Annotated in this window: 11 protein-coding genes; 10 read left to right on the forward strand and 1 reads right to left on the reverse strand. The window is 69.4% G+C overall.

Features of this window, described 5'->3' with window-relative positions; translation table 11 throughout:
* Window positions 1-29 precede the first annotated feature (29 nt).
* The 5 genes from F563_RS0104915 to F563_RS0104935 are packed head-to-tail and all read left to right on the forward strand — an operon-like array spanning window position 30 to window position 6,550.
* Window positions 30-857, forward strand: coding sequence for an FAD binding domain-containing protein (locus F563_RS0104915; RefSeq protein ID WP_019013534.1), 828 nt, complete (start codon window positions 30-32; stop codon window positions 855-857).
* Window positions 854-3,595 (forward strand): molybdopterin-dependent oxidoreductase, encoded by a 2,742-nt coding sequence (locus F563_RS0104920; protein WP_019013535.1) that lies wholly within the window; start codon window positions 854-856, stop codon window positions 3,593-3,595. The genes F563_RS0104915 and F563_RS0104920 overlap by 4 nt, the downstream gene beginning before the upstream one ends.
* Window positions 3,592-5,091 carry a hypothetical protein gene (locus F563_RS0104925; protein ID WP_019013536.1) on the forward strand — a complete coding sequence of 500 codons (1,500 nt, stop codon included), beginning with the start codon at window positions 3,592-3,594 and terminating at the stop codon, window positions 5,089-5,091. Before F563_RS0104920 ends, F563_RS0104925 begins: the two co-directional genes overlap by 4 nt.
* The gene (locus F563_RS21595; RefSeq protein WP_035574702.1) at window positions 5,088-5,948 is read left to right on the forward strand and encodes a UPF0280 family protein; all 861 of its coding nucleotides are present in this window, start codon (window positions 5,088-5,090) and stop codon (window positions 5,946-5,948) included. Before F563_RS0104925 ends, F563_RS21595 begins: the two co-directional genes overlap by 4 nt.
* A 14-nt stretch (window positions 5,949-5,962) precedes the next feature.
* Window positions 5,963-6,550, forward strand: coding sequence for an amino acid synthesis family protein (locus tag F563_RS0104935; protein WP_035574765.1), 588 nt, complete (start codon window positions 5,963-5,965; stop codon window positions 6,548-6,550).
* A 373-nt stretch (window positions 6,551-6,923) separates the two neighbouring features.
* Here the strand turns inward: F563_RS0104935 and F563_RS0104940 are convergent, their stop codons facing one another.
* Window positions 6,924-7,610 (reverse strand): cyclic nucleotide-binding domain-containing protein, encoded by a 687-nt coding sequence (locus F563_RS0104940; RefSeq protein ID WP_019013539.1) that lies wholly within the window; start codon window positions 7,608-7,610, stop codon window positions 6,924-6,926.
* Between the two features lie 183 nt (window positions 7,611-7,793).
* On the opposite strand from F563_RS0104940, the gene F563_RS0104945 reads away from it, so the two are divergent.
* From F563_RS0104945 to narJ, 5 genes are read left to right on the forward strand one after another with little or no spacing between them, the layout of a single operon-like run.
* Entirely contained in the window at window positions 7,794-9,161 is a 1,368-nt protein-coding gene (locus F563_RS0104945; protein ID WP_019013540.1) for an MFS transporter, read from the forward strand.
* A 30-nt stretch (window positions 9,162-9,191) separates the two neighbouring features.
* Window positions 9,192-10,556, forward strand: a complete 1,365-nt coding sequence (locus F563_RS0104950; RefSeq protein WP_019013541.1) for an MFS transporter — start codon at window positions 9,192-9,194, stop codon at window positions 10,554-10,556.
* 25 nt (window positions 10,557-10,581) lie between these two features.
* Window positions 10,582-14,328, forward strand: coding sequence for a nitrate reductase subunit alpha (locus tag F563_RS0104955; protein ID WP_019013542.1), 3,747 nt, complete (start codon window positions 10,582-10,584; stop codon window positions 14,326-14,328).
* A 28-nt stretch (window positions 14,329-14,356) separates the two neighbouring features.
* On the forward strand, window positions 14,357-15,913 hold the full coding sequence (gene narH, locus F563_RS0104960; protein WP_019013543.1) for a nitrate reductase subunit beta: 1,557 nt from the start codon (window positions 14,357-14,359) through the stop codon (window positions 15,911-15,913).
* The gene (gene narJ, locus F563_RS0104965) at window positions 15,910-16,599 is read left to right on the forward strand and encodes a nitrate reductase molybdenum cofactor assembly chaperone (protein WP_019013544.1); all 690 of its coding nucleotides are present in this window, start codon (window positions 15,910-15,912) and stop codon (window positions 16,597-16,599) included. Before narH ends, narJ begins: the two co-directional genes overlap by 4 nt.
* Window positions 16,600-16,615 lie beyond the last annotated feature (16 nt).

Genomic DNA, 16,615 nt, shown 5'->3' on the forward strand with positions numbered 1-16,615 from the left:
GCCGCGGGAGCGGCGGTAGGGGAGAGGGAATGGGGCGCTATCTGCGTCCGACGAGCCTGGCCGAGGCGCTGGCCGCCATGTCGGCCGCGCCGCGCGTCCCGCTGGCGGGCGGCACCGACCACTACCCGGCGCGGGTCGGGGTCAGCCCCGACGAGGATCTGCTCGACCTCAGCGCCATCCCTGGCCTGCGCGGGATCGCCGAGGATGACACCGGCTGGCGCTTCGGCGCCGCGACCACCTGGACGGATGTGATCGAGGCGCGCCTGCCGCCGTTGTTCGACGGGCTCAAGGCGGCCGCGCGCGAGGTCGGCGGCATGCAGATCCAGAACGCCGGCACGCTCGGCGGCAATCTGTGCAACGCGAGCCCGGCCGCCGACGGCACGCCGAACTGGATCGCCCTCGACGCCGAGGTCGAGCTCGCGAGCGCGGCCGGCGCGCGCACCCTGCCTGTCAGCGCCTTCGTGCTCGGCAACCGCCGCACCGACCGCCGCCCGGACGAGCTCCTGACCGCGATCCGCGTGCGACGCCCGCACGGGCCGGCGCGCGGCACGTTCCTGAAGCTCGGCGCACGGCGGTATCTCGTCATCAGCATCGCCATGGTCGCCGCGGTCGCCACCTTCGATGCGACCGGACGCGTCGCCGAGGCGCGGATCGCGGTGGGCGCGTGCAGCCCCGTGCCAATGCGGCTTGACGCGCTCGAGGCGCGCCTCGCGGGCAAGCGCCCGGACCCCGCGCTGGTCGAGCCCACCGACCTCGCCCCTCTGGCGCCGATCGACGACGTTCGCGGCACCGCAGCCTATCGCCGCGACGCCGCGCTCACGCTGGTGCGGCGCGCGCTGGCAGGACTCGCGGCATGAGGTCGCCAGCGACGCGCCACGCCCTGCGCGTCAACGGCCGCGACATCGAGGCGCATGTCGCGCCGGAGACGCGGCTCGCCGATGTGCTGCGCGACACGCTCGGGCTCACGGGGACCAAGATCGGCTGCAACGCCGGCGACTGCGGCGCCTGCACGGTGCTGCTGGACGGGCGGCAGGTCTGCGCCTGTCTCGTGCCGGTCGCGCAGGCGGAGGGTCGTGCGGTCGAAACTGTGGAAGGACTGGCACGTGAGGGGCGGCTCGCGCCGTTGCAACGCGCCTTCCTCGATCACGGCGCGGCGCAGTGCGGCATCTGCACGCCGGGGATGCTGATGGCGGCGGCCGATCTGCTCGCCCGCAATCCGTACCCGTCCGAGGCGGAGGTGCTCGACGGCCTCGGCGGCGTGCTGTGCCGCTGCACCGGCTACCGCAAGATCGTCGAGGCGGTGCTGGCGGTCGGCCGGAACCATGCCGCGGCGGACCCGGCCCCACCCGCCGGACGCGCGGTGGGCGCGCGGCTGCCCAAGACCGACGGCGCGCCTAAGGTGACGGGCGCCGATCGCTTCGGCGCCGATGCGCTGCCCGAGACCGCCTGGCTGACGCTCCGCGCCGTGCGCAGCCCGCACACCCACGCCAGGTTCCGCATCGGCGAACTGGCATCGCTGCACGCGCGCTTTCCGGGGCTCGTCGCCGTGCTGACCGCGCGCGACGTTCCCGGCGCGAACCGCTTCGGCATCTACCCGACCGGCAAGGACCAGCCCGTGTTCGCCGAGGGCGTCGCGCGGATGCGCGGCGAGGCGGTCTGCGCCCTGGTCGGCGACGCGGAAACGATCGCCGGGATCCGCGACGAGGATGTGCCGATCGCGTGGGAGCCCCTGCCGCCCGTCACGTTCGATGCCGCGCTCGCCGGTGGCGCGCAGGATCTGCACGAGCACGCGCCGGGCAACGTGCTGTGCCGCGGCCGCGTGGTCGCCGGGGATGCGGAGGCCGCGCTCGCGGACGCGACGCATCGCGCGGCCATCGCCATCGAGACCGGCTTCGTCGAGCACGCCTATATCGAGCCCGAGGCCGGCTACGCGCGGCGCGTGGGCGACCGGATCGAGATCGTCGCCTGCACCCAGACGCCCTACATGGACCGCGACGAGCTTGCGCTCATCCTCGGCATCGCGCCTGAGCATGTGCGTGTGATCCCGACTGCCACGGGCGGCGGCTTCGGCGGCAAGCTCGATCTCTCGCTCCAGCCGATGATCGCGGTTGCGGCGTGGCGGCTCGGCCGGCCGGTCCGCTGCGTCTACACGCGCCCCGAGAGCATGGCCTCGACGACCAAACGCCATCCCGCGCGGATCACGGCCGAGGCCGCGTGCGACGCCGAGGGCCGGCTGCTCGCCTACCGGTTCCACGGCGACTTCAACACCGGCGCCTATGCCTCCTGGGGGCCGACGGTCGCGAACCGCGTGCCGGTGCATGCGATGGGTCCGTACCGGGTGCCGAACGTGCGGGCGACCAGTGCCGCGATCCACTCGACCGACACGCCGGCGGGCGCCTTCCGCGGCTTCGGCGTCCCGCAAGCGGCGATAGCGCACGAGGCGCTGATGGACGCGCTGGCCGACCGCGCCGGCATCGACCGGCTGGAGTTCCGCGCGCTGAACGCGCTCCGCAAGGGCGATTCCACGGCGACGGGCCAGGTGCTGGACCGCTCGGTGGGCCTCCTCGCCTGCCTCGATGCGCTGCGGCCGCGCTGGCACGCACTGCGCGCGGAGACGGAGGCGTTCAATCGCGCGGCACACGGCCCCATGCGGCGCGGCGTCGGCGTCGCCTGCATGTGGTACGGCATCGGCAACACCTCGATGTCCAACCCTTCCGAGATGACCATCGGGCTCGCCGCCGACGGCACGATCACGCTCTACTCGGGCGCGGTCGATATCGGCCAGGGCTCGAACACGATCATGGTGCAGATCGCCGCGGACGCGCTCGGCGTGCCGGCTGACGCGGTACGGCTGGTGCATGGCGACACCGACCGCACGCGCGATGCCGGCAAGACCTCGGCCTCGCGCCAGACCTTCGTCTCCGGCAATGCCGCACGGCTCGCCGGTGAGGATCTGCGACGGAAGCTGCTCGCGCTCGTCAACGCCGGGCCGGATGCGACCATCGCGCCCGACCTGACGATCCACGACGGTGGGCGGGTCGTTCGCCCGGATCTCGCGCGCCTCGCCCCCGACGCGAACGGCGACGTCCTGGTCGGGCACGGCCGGTTCGATCCGCCGACCACGGCGCTGGATGCGGACGGCCGGGGCGTGCCCTACGCCACCTACGGCTTCGCCGCGCAGCTCGCCGCGGTCGAAGTCGATATCGACCTGGGCACGGTGCGCGTGACCCGCGTCGTCGCGGCGCACGATGTCGGCCGCGCGGTCAACCCGACCCAGGTGGAGGGCCAGATCCATGGCGGCGTCGCCCAAGGGCTCGGCCTCGCGCTCATGGAGGAGTTCTTCCCTGGCCGTAACGAGAACCTGCACGACTACCTGATCCCGACCATCGGCGACATCCCGCCCATCGAGACCATCCTGATCGAGGACCCCGAGCCGCTCGGCCCCTACGGCGCCAAGGGCGTCGGCGAGCCGGCGCTGATCGCGACCGCGCCCGCGATCCTCGGCGCGATCGCGCACGCGGCGGGGGTGCGTCTCACGCGCGTCCCGGCAACCCCCGATCGCGTGCGGGCGGCGATCCTGGCCAAATCCGCATGACCGAAACCAAGCAGTCGACCGACGCGCCAGATGCCGAGGCGCTTGCCCACGCCAAGGATGGCGAGGCCGGGATCGTCACCTGCGATGCCTGCCCGGTGCTATGCCGCATCCGCCCCGGCCGCACCGGCGCTTGCGACCGCTACGGCAATGTCGAGGGGCGGCTTGCGCGTCTCGATCCCTTCGTCATTGCCGCGCGCGCCGGCAAGGACGGCGTGATCCCCTTCCTGGGCGCGGGCTGGGATGGCTCGCTGCTGTCGGGCGCCACGGCCTTCGTCACCGGCATCGGCGCCGGCACCACCTATCCCGACTACAAGCCGGCTCCCTTCATCGTCGCCTCGGAGATCGATGGGGTGGACATGGTGACGGTCGTCACCGAGGGGATCTTCAGCTATTGCGGGCTCAAGCTGAAGATCGACACCGACCGCTTCCTCGGCCCCGAATGCGCGCCGGTACGGGTGAATGGCGAACAGGTCGGGCACGTGACCACGGCCGAATACGGCAGCCAGATGCTGAGCCTCGGTGGCGTGCGTCATCTCACCGGCGGATCGAAGAAGGAAGGCGTCGTCACCTGCGAGACCCTGCTCGCGCTCGCCAACAAGGGCGCGGTCGAACTCGTGATCGACGGTGGCGCGCGCGTCACCGTGCAGGCCGGCGCGGCGCCGATCATCGACGGCGTGCGTGAGGAGCGCATGCGTGTGGGCTGCGGCTCGGCTGCGATCGGCATCTTCGCACGCCAGTGGTGCGGCCACGCCGATGAGGTGATCGTGGTGGACGATCACATCACGGGCGTGCTCACCGAGCACCAGGCCGGCCGCTTCCTCGACATGCGCCCCTCGGGCATCCGTGTGCGCGGCCGCCGCTCCACGCCGGGGCGCTACTTCCAGGTCGCCAATCCCGGCACGGGCTGGGGCGGCACCGACATCACGGATCCGCTGGCGATCATCGAGAAGATCGATCCCAAGGTGGCGTGGCCGGGGCTGCGGCTCCTGATGGTCTCCACCACCGGCGAGCACGCAGCCTGGTTCGTGCTCGACGAGGCGCTGACGCCCCGTCCCGCGCCGATGCCGCCGGAGATCGCCGCAGTGGTGGAGCGGATCGGCGAGAACTGCGAACCGGCGCTGGTCTCGGTGCTGTTCATGGCGGGCGCGGGCGGCAGCTTGCGCGCCGGCGTCACTGACAACCCGGTACGGCTCACCCGTTCGGTACGGCGCGAGGCAACGCGCGTGACCTCGGGCGGTGCGCCGGTCTATGTCTGGCCGGGTGGCGGAATCACCTACATGACGGATGTGCTGGCCATGCCCGATGGCAGTTTCGGCTACGTGCCGACCCCGGCGCTGGTGGCGCCGATCGAGTTCACCCTGCCGCTCGCCGATTATGCGGCGATGGGGGGGCACATGGACCGTGTCCGCCCGCTAGCGTCGCTCCGTGACGAGGCCCGCCTGAAGGCCATCCCCTGGGACCCGGCACAGCCCTGGCCGATGGACCGCACCGCATGAGCGCCTCCGCAGCGATGCTGCCCGACGGGCGGCTGCATCTGAACCACGGCCCGATCGATGTGGTGTTGCGCGCCTGGGGTGACCGGACCGAGGTGAAGCGCGCCTACGCCCAGGCTGCCGCGGTATTCCGCGGCGTGCTGCCGGAGCTCTGCCGCGAGTTGCCCCTGCTGCGCCGCCCATTGCCGGGCGAGCGGCCGCGCGGGCTGGTGGCGCGGCGGATGCACGAGGCCGCCGCGCCCTTCTCCGACCGCTTCGTCACGCCGATGGCCGCCGTGGCCGGCGCGGTGGCTGATCATCTGCTCGCCGCACTGCGCGATGGGCGGCGACTCAGCCGCGCCTTCGTCAATGACGGCGGGGACATCGCACTGCACCTGGAGCCGGACCAGTCCTTCCGCTGCGGCGTCGTCACGGATCTCGCGGCACCGGGGCTCGACGCCGTCGCGACGATCACCGCCGAGGACTGGATCGGCGGCATCGCCACCTCGGGCCGCGCCACAAAGCGCCAGGGCGGGCGTTCGTTCAGCCTCGGCATCGCGGACTCGGTGACCGTGCTCGCCGCCAACGCCGCGACCGCGGATGTCGCGGCGACACTGATCGCCAACGCCGTCGATCTTCCCGGTCACAAGGCAGTCGAGCGCGTGCCGGCCTCGTCGCTCGATCCCGACAGCGACCTTGGCGACCGGCTTGTCACCGTGGGCCTCGGGCCGCTCAAGCCGATCGAGATTCGCCACGCGCTCGCCGCCGGGCTTGCCGAGGCAGAGCGTTTCCGCTCGCGCGGGCTGATCCGCGCGGCCATCCTGCATCTCGGCGGAGCCCGCGCGGTGTGCGGCCCCGCGCCCGTCGCGATCGCCGCCTGAACCGGGAGCCGCCGATGTCCGACGCGCTGATCCGCAAGCTCACCGTGATCCTCGAGGAGACGCATCGCGAGGGCGACCAGGCGGTTGCGCCGCCGACACGCAAGGCCGCGGCCGTCGCGGTGATCGGCAATCCCTTCGCCGGGCGGCATGTCGAGGACCTGACCGAGCTCGTCGAGGTGGGGGCGATGCTCGGGCGGCTGCTCGCCGAACGTGCGGTGGCCGCGCTCGGCATCCCCGGAGGGGCGGCGCACAGCTATGGCAAGGCCGCGATCGTCGGCGAGGATGGCGAGCTCGAACACGCAGCGGCGATCCTCCACCCGAAGCTTGGCGCGCCGGTGCGCGCGGTGCTGGAGAAGGGTGCGGCGCTGATCCCGTCGGCCAAGAAGCGCGGCGGCATGGGCACCCCGATCGACGTGCCGCTCGGCCACAAGGATGCGGCCTATGTGCGCAGCCACTTCGACGCGATGGAGGTGCGCCTGCCCGACGCGCCGCGACGCGACGAGATCGTGGTCGCGCTCGTGGTCACCGACAGCGGCCGGCCCCTGCCGCGGATCGGCGGGCTGACCGTGAACGAGATCGAAGGGCGCGACGGGCTGCGCTAGGCCGACGTCGGCAGAGTGTTGTTGAGAGCCGCCGCCGCCCCGCACGATCGGGCGCAACGGCATGTGCCCGGTTGTCCAGCCGCCGGTGAACGCCAGGACGGTCGATGTCGGTTGGCCGCCGATGGCGACCTCGAGCTTCACGTTTCGGCGGTGGCTCAAGGGCACCTCGGCGAGCCGCAGCAAGGGTGCCGCTACGCACCCTATGTTCAGTCGATCACGCCACAGCTTGGGACAACGGAAAGGGCGGCGACACGGTGCCGATCCAGGCCGGTGTCGGCAGACGTGGCGAGGAAACGCCGGCTCGACGCCACCTGCGCCCCACCACCGCCCGCCCTTGCGCGCCTCGCTTCAAGCAGGCGAACGGACCCTCAGCCTAGGCGCTGAGCAGGCCGGCCGCACGCTCCAGGGCACTGCGCCGAACGACAGTGATCGACCGACGATCAACGCGGATCGCCCCCCCTTCCTCGAGTGCGGCGATCGCCCGTGAAAAGCTCTCCGGGCTCATGCCCAGCCGGCGCGCGACCCCGCGTTTCGGCTCGCTGATCTGGATCAGGTGCCCCACCTGCCCTTCCAGCTCGCGCAGCAACCACTGGGCCAGCCGCTGCGGTGCATCCCTGAGCTTGAGGTCCTTGATCTGCTCGATGAGCAGACGCCAGTGCTGCGCCTGCATGTCCACCACCGCCCGGGCGAGCGTCGGCTCGTCGTCGAGAACCTGACGGAACAGGTCGGCCCGGATCAGCAGGATGCGCGACTCCGCCAGGACGACGCCCGACACCAGATAGGGCAAGGACAGGATCACCGCGGGCACCACCAGTAACGATCCCGCGCCGAAGATCTCGATCACCGCCTCCTGCGCCGTCCCACCGGACGCCACCAGCCCCACGCGGCCCGACAGCACGAGGTGCACGAACTCGGGCTCCGCGCCTTCCTCGAACAGCACCGCGCGTGGCGGCAGGATCTGTACGACGCTGCCGTTCACCAGGCGCATCATGACGGCCTCGCCGACGCGGTGGGCAAGCTCGGTCTCACGGACCAATGTCAGCGTGCTGCTCTGCGGCATCGCCCCTCCTCAGCGGACCATTTCTTGACGTTCGTCAATTAGAAACTTGACGGGTGCGGTGCAGCAAGAAAGAAACTGCGCGCTCCACGTCTCCCCTTGACCTAACGCAAGGGATGCCCGGCACGCCAGCGCCAGCCTGCACGCACCCGCGGCCGCAATGCCGGCGGGAGCGGAGCCGGAGCGATGATCCAAACGACCAGTCAGGTGCATCCGCGTGACGCCCAGACGGCGATGTGGATGAGCACCCTTGCCTTCACCGTCTGTTTCGCGGTCTGGACGATCTTCTCGATCATCGGCGTGCAGATCAAACGCGATCTGGATCTGAACGACACGCAGTTCGGCCTGCTGGTCGGCACGCCGATCCTGACCGGCAGCCTGATCCGCCTGATCCTGGGGATCTGGGCCGATCAGTATGGCGGTCGCATCGTCTATGTCGGGGTGATGATCGCCGCCGCGATCGCCACGTTCCTGCTAACCTTCGCCTACGACTACACCACGTTCCTGATCGCCGCACTCGGGGTCGGGATCGCCGGCGGTTCCTTCGCGGTCGGCATCGCCTATGTCTCGAAATGGTTCCCGAAGGAGAAGCAGGGGACCGCGCTCGGCATCTTCGGCGCGGGCAATGTCGGCGCGGCGGTGACCAAGTTCCTCGCGCCCGTGGTGATGGTCGCGTTCGGCTGGAAGGCCGTGGCGCAGCTCTGGGCGCTCGGCCTGCTGGTCATGGCCGTGGTCTTCTGGTTCTCGACCAAGGACGACCCGCAGCTCGCCGCCCGCAGGGCGGCAGGGATCAAGCCCGAGCCGATATCGGCGATGCTGGAGCCCCTGAAGAAGCTCCAGGTCTGGCGCTTCAGTCTGTACTACTTCTTCGTGTTCGGCGGGTTCGTGGCTTTGGCGCTCTGGCTGCCGCGCTACTATGTCGGCGTCTACGGGCTCGATATCGTCACCGCCGGCCTGCTCGGTGCAGCCTACTCGGTCCCGGGGTCGATCTTCCGCATCCTCGGCGGCACGTTGTCCGACAGGTACGGTGCGCGCGCGGTGATGTACTGGACCTTCATCGGCTCCGTCATCTGCACCTTCTTCCTCAGCTACCCGGCGACCACCTACACGGTCTACGGCATCAAGGGGCCGATGGAGTTCACCATCGCGATCGGCTTCATCCCCTTCACCGTCCTGACCTTCGCGCTCGGCTTCTTCATGAGCCTCGGCAAGGCAGCGGTCTACAAGCACATCCCCGTCTACTACCCGAATCATGTCGGCAGCGTGGGCGGAGTGGTCGGGCTGATCGGTGGCCTCGGTGGCTTTGTCCTGCCGATCATGTTCGGCGCCATGAACGACCTGATCGGCGTCTGGACCTCCTGCTTCATGCTGCTGTTCCTGATCGTCTCCGTGTCGCTGATCTGGATGCACGGTGCGATCCGGCTGATGGAGCGGCAGAAGTTCCCGGCCCTCGCCGGACCAAAGGATCTGCCCGAACTCGAGCAGCTGCGCGCGGAACTGGAACGGCTGCGCGTGCAACAGCCTCCGCGGGCGACCGAGCCGGCCCGCGCCTGACCGATGGCATCGCAACCCAAGGAGGCCGCAATGGCCACCCATTCAGGCGCCACCACGGCACCACACTCCGGCGGTTCGTGGCTTGCGCGCTGGGAGCCCGAGAACGAGACGTTCTGGGAACAGACCGGCAAACGGCTCGCGTGGCGGACGCTGATCGTAACCACGTTCAACCTGATACTGGCATTCATGGTGTGGTTCGTGGTGAGCGCGCTGGTGGTGCGCCTGCCCGGACTCGGCTTCCCGCTCACCGCCGGGCAGCTGTTCTGGCTTACCGCGATGCCGGGGCTCGCCGGTGGCACACTGCGCATTCTCCATACCTTCCTGACGCCGATCATGGGCACCCGACAGGTCGTGACAGTCTCCACCCTGTCCCTGCTCATCCCCGCGATCGGCTGGTTCTTCGCCGTGCAGAACCCGGCGACGCCATTCTGGATCCTGATGCTGCTCGCCTTCCTCGCGGGTCTCGGCGGCGGCAACTTCTCCTCCTTCATGCCGTCCACCAGCCTGTTCTTCCCCAAGCGGCTCCAGGGCACGGCACTTGCGATCCAGGCTGGGGTCGGCAATTTCGGCGTCAGCGTGGTACAGTTCGTCACGCCATGGGTGATCGGCTTCGCCCTGGCGAACGGCATCTTCGGCGAGGGGATGCCGTTCCGTACGGCGGCCGGGGAGGTGCGGACGCTGTGGCCGCAGAACGCCACCGCGATCTACGTACCCTTGATTGTGCTCGGTGCCGCGGCCGCGTGGTGGCTGCTGCGGTCGGTACCGGTGCGCGCCAACTTCCGCGAGCAGCTCGACATCTTCAGGCTGAAGCACGGCCTGATCATGACTGTGCTCTACATCATGACCTTCGGCATCTTCTCGGGCATGTCGGCCGTCTTCCCCTTGCTGATCCGCCAGTGCTACGGCGGCCTGCCGGGCGCGCCAGACCCACTGACGTATGCCTTCCTTGGCCCCCTGATCGGCTCCGTCTCGCGCGTGATCGGTGGACCGGTCACCGACAGGCTTGGCGGAGCGCGCGTCACGCAGTGGGCCGGGGTCGGGATGCTGATCTGCGCGGCGGCGGTGCCGTTCTTCACCACGCCGACCTCGATGGCGAGCTTCCCCTACTTCCTCGCGACGATGCTGGGCCTGTTCACCTTCGCCGGAATCGGCAACGCCTCGACCTTCAAGCAGATGCCCATGCTGTTCCCGCCGCGCCAGGCCGCCGGCGTGATCGGCTGGACCGCCGCGATGGCCGCCTACGGTCCGTTCGCTGCCGGCATCCTGGTCGGGCAGAGCTTCGCCTACTTCGGCAACCCGAATCCGTTCTTCTACTGGTGCGTCGCCTACTTCGCCACCTGCATCGCGCTGAACTGGTGGTACTACGCGCGGTGCAACGCGCCCAACCCATGCTGACCCGGATCATGACGGAGCGAGATCGATGAGCCACTTCTTCGACCGCCTGACCTTCTTCAGGAAGTATGCCGGCACGTTCTCGGGCGGCCACGGCGAGGTGACGACCGAGAGCCGCGCCTGGGAGGATGCCTACCGCACGCGCTGGGCGACCGAGAAGATCGTCCGCTCGACGCACGGGGCGAACTGCACCGGCTCGTGCTCGTGGAAGATCTACGTCAAGGGCGGCATCGTCACCTGGGAAACGCAGCATACGGACTATCCGCGCACGCGCCCCGACCTGCCGAACCATGAGCCGCGCGGCTGCTCGCGCGGCGCCTCCTACTCCTGGTACCTCTACAGCGCCAACCGGCTGAAGTACCCGATGGTGCGCAAGCGGCTGGTGCAGCTTTGGCGCGCGGCCAAGGCCAAGCACGGCGATCCGGTGCTCGCCTGGAAGTCGATCCAGGACGATCCCGCGCAGCGGCGTGAATACCAGTCCGCGCGCGGCCTCGGCGGCTTCGTGCGGGTCTCCTGGGAGGAGGCGGAGGAGATCGTGGCGGCGGCGAACGTGCACACGGTCAAGACCTGGGGCCCTGACCGCGTGATCGGCTTCTCGCCCATCCCGGCGATGAGCATGGTGAGCTACGCCGCCGGCAGTCGCTACCTCTCGCTGATCGGTGGCGTGTGCATGTCATTCTACGACTGGTACTGCGACCTGCCGCCATCGTCGCCGCAGACCTGGGGCGAGCAGACCGACGTGCCGGAGAGTGCCGACTGGTACAACGCGGGCTTCATTATGATGTGGGGCTCGAACGTGCCGCAGACACGGACGCCCGATGCGCACTTCATGGCGGAAGCCCGCTATCGCGGCACCAAGGTCGTCACCGTCACGCCCGACTACTCCGAGGCGTCCAAGTTCGCCGATCTCTGGCTGCATCCGAAGCAGGGCACGGATGCCGCGCTCGCGATGGCGATGGGTCACGTGATCCTGACCGAATGGCACGCCAAGGGGCGCGGCGACTACTTCCTCGACTACTGCCGCCGCTACTCCGACATGCCGATGCTGGTGCTGCTGACGGAGCGCGACGGCCGGCTGGTGCCCGACCGCCAGCTGCGCGCCTCGGATCTGCCGGAGAATGCCGGCCAGACCAACAACCCGGACTGGAAGACGGTCGCGATCGACGACGCGACGGGTGCGCCCTATATCCCCACGGGTTCGATCGGCTTCCGCTGGGGCGAGCAGGGCAAGTGGAACCTGGAGGGACGCGACGCCCGCACGCTCGAGGTGGTGACGCCGCGGCTCTCGCTGATCGACGGCGGAGCGGCGGCGCAGGTCGTGTTCCCCTATTTCGGCGACCATGCGCAGCCCTTCTTCAACCCGACCGCGCTCGGCGAAACGGTGACGCGCACCGTGCCGGTCACCACCCTGCGGCTCGCTGATGGGCGCGAGGCCAAGGTCGCGACGGTCTACGACCTGTTCCTCGCCAATTACGGGGTCGAGCGCGGCTTCGGCGACGGGGCGGCGAGCTACGAGGCGAACGCGCCCTACACCCCGGCCTGGGCTTCCGCCGTGTGCGGCATCCCCGCGCACCAGATCATCACGGTGGCGCGCGAGTTCGCCGACAACGCCGAGAAGACCAAGGGCAAGTCGATGGTCATCCTCGGTGCGGCGCTGAATCACTGGTACCACTCCGACATGAACTACCGCGGCATCATCAACCTGCTGGTGATGTGCGGCTGCATCGGTCAGTCGGGCGGCGGCTGGGCGCACTATGTGGGTCAGGAGAAGCTGCGGCCGCAATCGGGCTGGATTCCGCTCGCCTTCGCGACCGACTGGGCGCGGCCGCCGCGGCAGCAGAACTCCACCTCGTTCTGGTACGCGCACACCGACCAGTGGCGCTACGAAACCGTGACGGTGAACGAGATCCTCTCGCCCACCGCGCCACAGAAGCTCACCGGCGCGATGATCGACTTCAACGTGCGCGCGGAGCGGATGGGCTGGCTGCCGTCCGCGCCGCAGCTCGCGGTCAATCCGCTGACGATCGCCGCCGCCGCCGCTGCCGAAGGCAAGGAGGCACCGGCCTACCTGATCGAGCGGCTGAAGGACGGCCGCATCACCATGTCCTGCGAGGACCCGGATCATCCGCAGAACTGGCCGCGCAACCTGTTCGTCTGGCGCTCCAACCTGCTCGGCTCCTCGGGCAAGGGCCACGAGTACTTCCTCAAGCACCTGCTCGGCGCGCAGCACGGCGTGCAGGGCAAGGATCTCGGCGAGGAGGGGCGCGCCAAGCCCGAGGAGGTCGCCTGGCATCAGGAGGCGCCGCGCGGCAAGCTCGACCTGCTGGTCACGCTCGATTTCCGCATGAGCACGACCTGCATGTACTCCGATGTCGTGCTGCCGACCGCAACCTGGTACGAGAAGCACGACCTCAACACCTCCGACATGCATCCCTTCATCCACCCGCTCACCGCGGCGGTGGACCCGGCCTGGGAGAGCCGCAGCGACTGGGCGATCTTCAAGGGGATCTGCAAGCGCTTCTCGGAGCTCGCCAAGGGGCATCTCGGCCGCGAGAAGGACGTCGTGCTGACGCCGCTGATGCACGACAGCCCGGCGGAGCTCGGCCAGACGCATGTCGTGAAGGAGTGGCGCAAGGGCGAGGTCGAGCCGATCCCAGGCAAGACCATGCCGGGCATCACGGTGATCGAGCGCGACTACCCGAACACCTATGCGCGCTACACCGCGCTCGGGCCGTTGATGGAGAAGGTCGGCAACAACGGCAAGGGCATGGCGTGGAAGACCGACCAGGAGGTCGAATTCCTGCGCCACCTCAACGGGACGACCCAGGTGCCCGGCGTGGAGCAGCCGCTCGCCAGGATAGAGACCGACATCGATGCCTGCGAAGTGATCATGCATCTCGCGCCCGAGACCAACGGCCATGTCGCGGTGAAGGCCTGGGAGGCCCTGGGCAAGGCGACGGGACGCGATCACACCCATCTCGCCAAGCCGAAGGAGCATGAGGCGATCCGCTTCCGCGATGTGGTCGCGCAGCCGCGCAAGATCATCTCCTCGCCGATCTGGTCGGGGCTCGAGAGCGAGGAGGTCTGCTACAACGCCGGCTACACGAACGTGCACGAGCTGATCCCGTGGCGGACGCTCTCGGGCCGCCAGCAGCTCTACCAGGATCATCCGTGGATGCTGGCCTTCGGCGAGGCGCTTTGCCTCTACCGGCCTCCGGTCGATCTGAAGGCGCACCAAGCCATGGCCGGGCGCGCGCCGAACGGCAATAAGGAGATCGCGCTCAACTTCATCACCCCGCACCAGAAATGGGGCATCCACTCGGTCTACACCGACAACCTGATCATGCTGACGCTCTCGCGCGGCGGCCCGATCGTCTGGATCTCGGAGGTGGACGCGAAGGAGGTCGGGATCGAGGACAATGACTGGGTGGAGGCGTTCAACCTCAACGGCGCGCTCTGCGCCCGCGCGGTGGTCAGTCAGCGCGTGCCCAAGGGCATGATCATGATGTACCACGCGCAGGAGAAGATCGTGAACGTGCCGGGCAGCGAGATCACCCGCGCGCGGGGCGGCATCCACAACAGCGTCACGCGTGCAGTCACCAAGCCGACCCACATGATCGGCGGCTATGCGCAGCAATCCTACGGCTTCAACTACTACGGCACGATCGGCACCAACCGCGACGAGTTCGTCATCGTGCGCAAGATGGCGAACGTCGCCTGGCTGGACGGGCCGCGCGTGACGCACCAGGCGGCCGACCTCAAGGCGGCCGAGTAGAAGACGCGAGCGGGAAGGAGGTCAGGTCATGAAGGTCCGCGCCCAGATCGCGATGGTGCTGAACCTCGACAAGTGCATCGGCTGCCACACCTGCTCGGTCACCTGCAAGCAGGTCTGGACCAGCCGCGAGGGCGTCGAATACGCCTGGTTCAACAACGTCGAAACCAAGCCAGGCATCGGCTATCCGAAGGACTGGGAGAACCAGAAGCGTTGGAAGGGCGGCTGGAAGCGCAAGGCCAACGGCAAGATCATCCCGCGCCAGGGCGGCAAGTGGCGCATCCTGGCGAACATCTTCGCCAACCCGGCGATGCCGGAGATCGACGACTACTACGAGCCCTTCACCTTCGACTACACGCATCTGCAGACCGCGCCGGAGAGCGAGGCGATGCCGGTCGCGCGCCCGGTGTCGCTGATCACCGGCGAGCGCATGGACATCCAGTGGGGCCCGAACTGGGAGGAGATCCTGGGGACGGAGTTCCGCAAGCGCTCGCAGGACTACAACTTCGAGGGCATCCAGAAGGAGATCTACGGGCAGTTCGAGAACACCTTCATGTTCTACCTGCCCCGGCTGTGCGAGCACTGCCTCAACCCGTCCTGCGTCGCCTCGTGCCCCTCGGGCTCGATCTACAAGCGCGAGGAGGACGGCATCGTCCTGATCGACCAGGACAAGTGCCGCGGCTGGCGCATGTGCGTCTCGGGCTGCCCGTACAAGAAGATCTACTACAACTGGCAGTCGGGAAAGGCCGAGAAGTGCATCTTCTGCTACCCGCGCATCGAGGCGGGCGAACCCACCGTCTGCTCCGAGACCTGCGTGGGCCGGATCCGCTATCTCGGCGTGCTGCTCTACGACGCGGATCGGATCGCGGAGGCGGCCTCGGTCGCGAACGAGCAGCACCTCTACCGCGCCCAGCTCGACATCTTCCTGGATCCGAACGATCCGGCAGTGATCGCCCAGGCGCGCGCCGACGGCATCCCCGAGGCCTGGCTCGACGCGGCGCGCCGCAGCCCGACCTACAAGATGTGCATCGACTGGAAGATCGCCTTCCCGCTGCACCCCGAATACCGCACGTTACCGATGGTCTGGTACGTGCCGCCGCTCAGCCCCGTGCAGTCGGCGATCGAGGCCGGGCATGTCGGCTGGAAGGACGGGCTGCCGGATATCGGGAGCTTGCGCATCCCTGTGCGCTACCTCGCCAACCTGCTCACCGCAGGCGCCGAGGCGCCGGTCGTGCACGCGCTGCAGCGGATGTTCGCGATGCGCATCCACATGCGTGACCGCACGGTCGAAGGGCGGCGCAACACGGCGGTGCTCGACGCGGTCGGGCTCTCCCAGGCGCAGGTTGACGACATGTACCGCACGCTCGCGATCGCCAACTACGAGGATCGCTACGTCATCCCCTCCACGCACCGCGAATACGCCGAGAACGCGTTCGACCTGAAGTCGGCCTGCGGTTTCAGCTTCGGTCAGGGCTGCTACGACGGCCGCAGCGTCGGCAACCTGTTCTCGGCGCTCGGACCGTCGGCGGGGCGGATGGCGCCGCCGCGCGTCGAGGAGGCGGTGGAGCCGCAGGAGACCCGGCGATGAACCGGCGTTTCCGCATCCTCTCCGCGCTGCTGCACTACCCGGACGAGGCGCTGCGCGGGGCGCTGGCGGAGATCACCGCAGCACTCGGCACGGAGGGCTTCGCACCGCGCCACGCGGCCGCGCTCGGCCGGCTCTGCCGCCGCCTCGCCATGGGCGATCTGCTCGACCGGCAGGAGGCGTATTCCGCGCTGTTCGACCGCGGCCGGTCGTGTTCGCTGCATCTGTTCGAGCATGTGCACGGCGACACCCGCAACCGCGGCCCGGCCATGGTGGCGCTGGCCGAGGCCTACCAGTCGGCCGGCTACGCGCCGCCGCCGAACGAACTGCCGGACTACCTGCCGCTGTTCCTCGAGTTCCTCGCGATCGCCCCACCTGCGCTCGCGCGCGATCTGCTGGGACAGGCCGTGCCGATCCTCGATCAGCTGCACGCCCGCCTTGCCGGACGCGGCACGGCGGATGCGCGCGCCTACGCCGCGGTGATCGCCGCGGCGCTCGCGGAAGCCGGCGCAACACCGCAGGCGAAGGCTGCGGCCGAGGAGGACGATCCGGAGGCGATCGACCGCGAGTGGGAGGATGCGCCGGTGACCTTCGGGCCCGAGAGCGACCCGAACCGCGAAGGGGCGCGGGCGAAGGTCGCGGCGATGATCAAGCGGCTGCGCGCGCAGCGCGCCGCAGCGAAGACCTGAGGCGGAGGATCGCTCC

This window comes from Elioraea tepidiphila DSM 17972 (assembly GCF_000378465.1).
Taxonomy (GTDB): Bacteria; Pseudomonadota; Alphaproteobacteria; order Acetobacterales; family Acetobacteraceae; genus Elioraea; species Elioraea tepidiphila.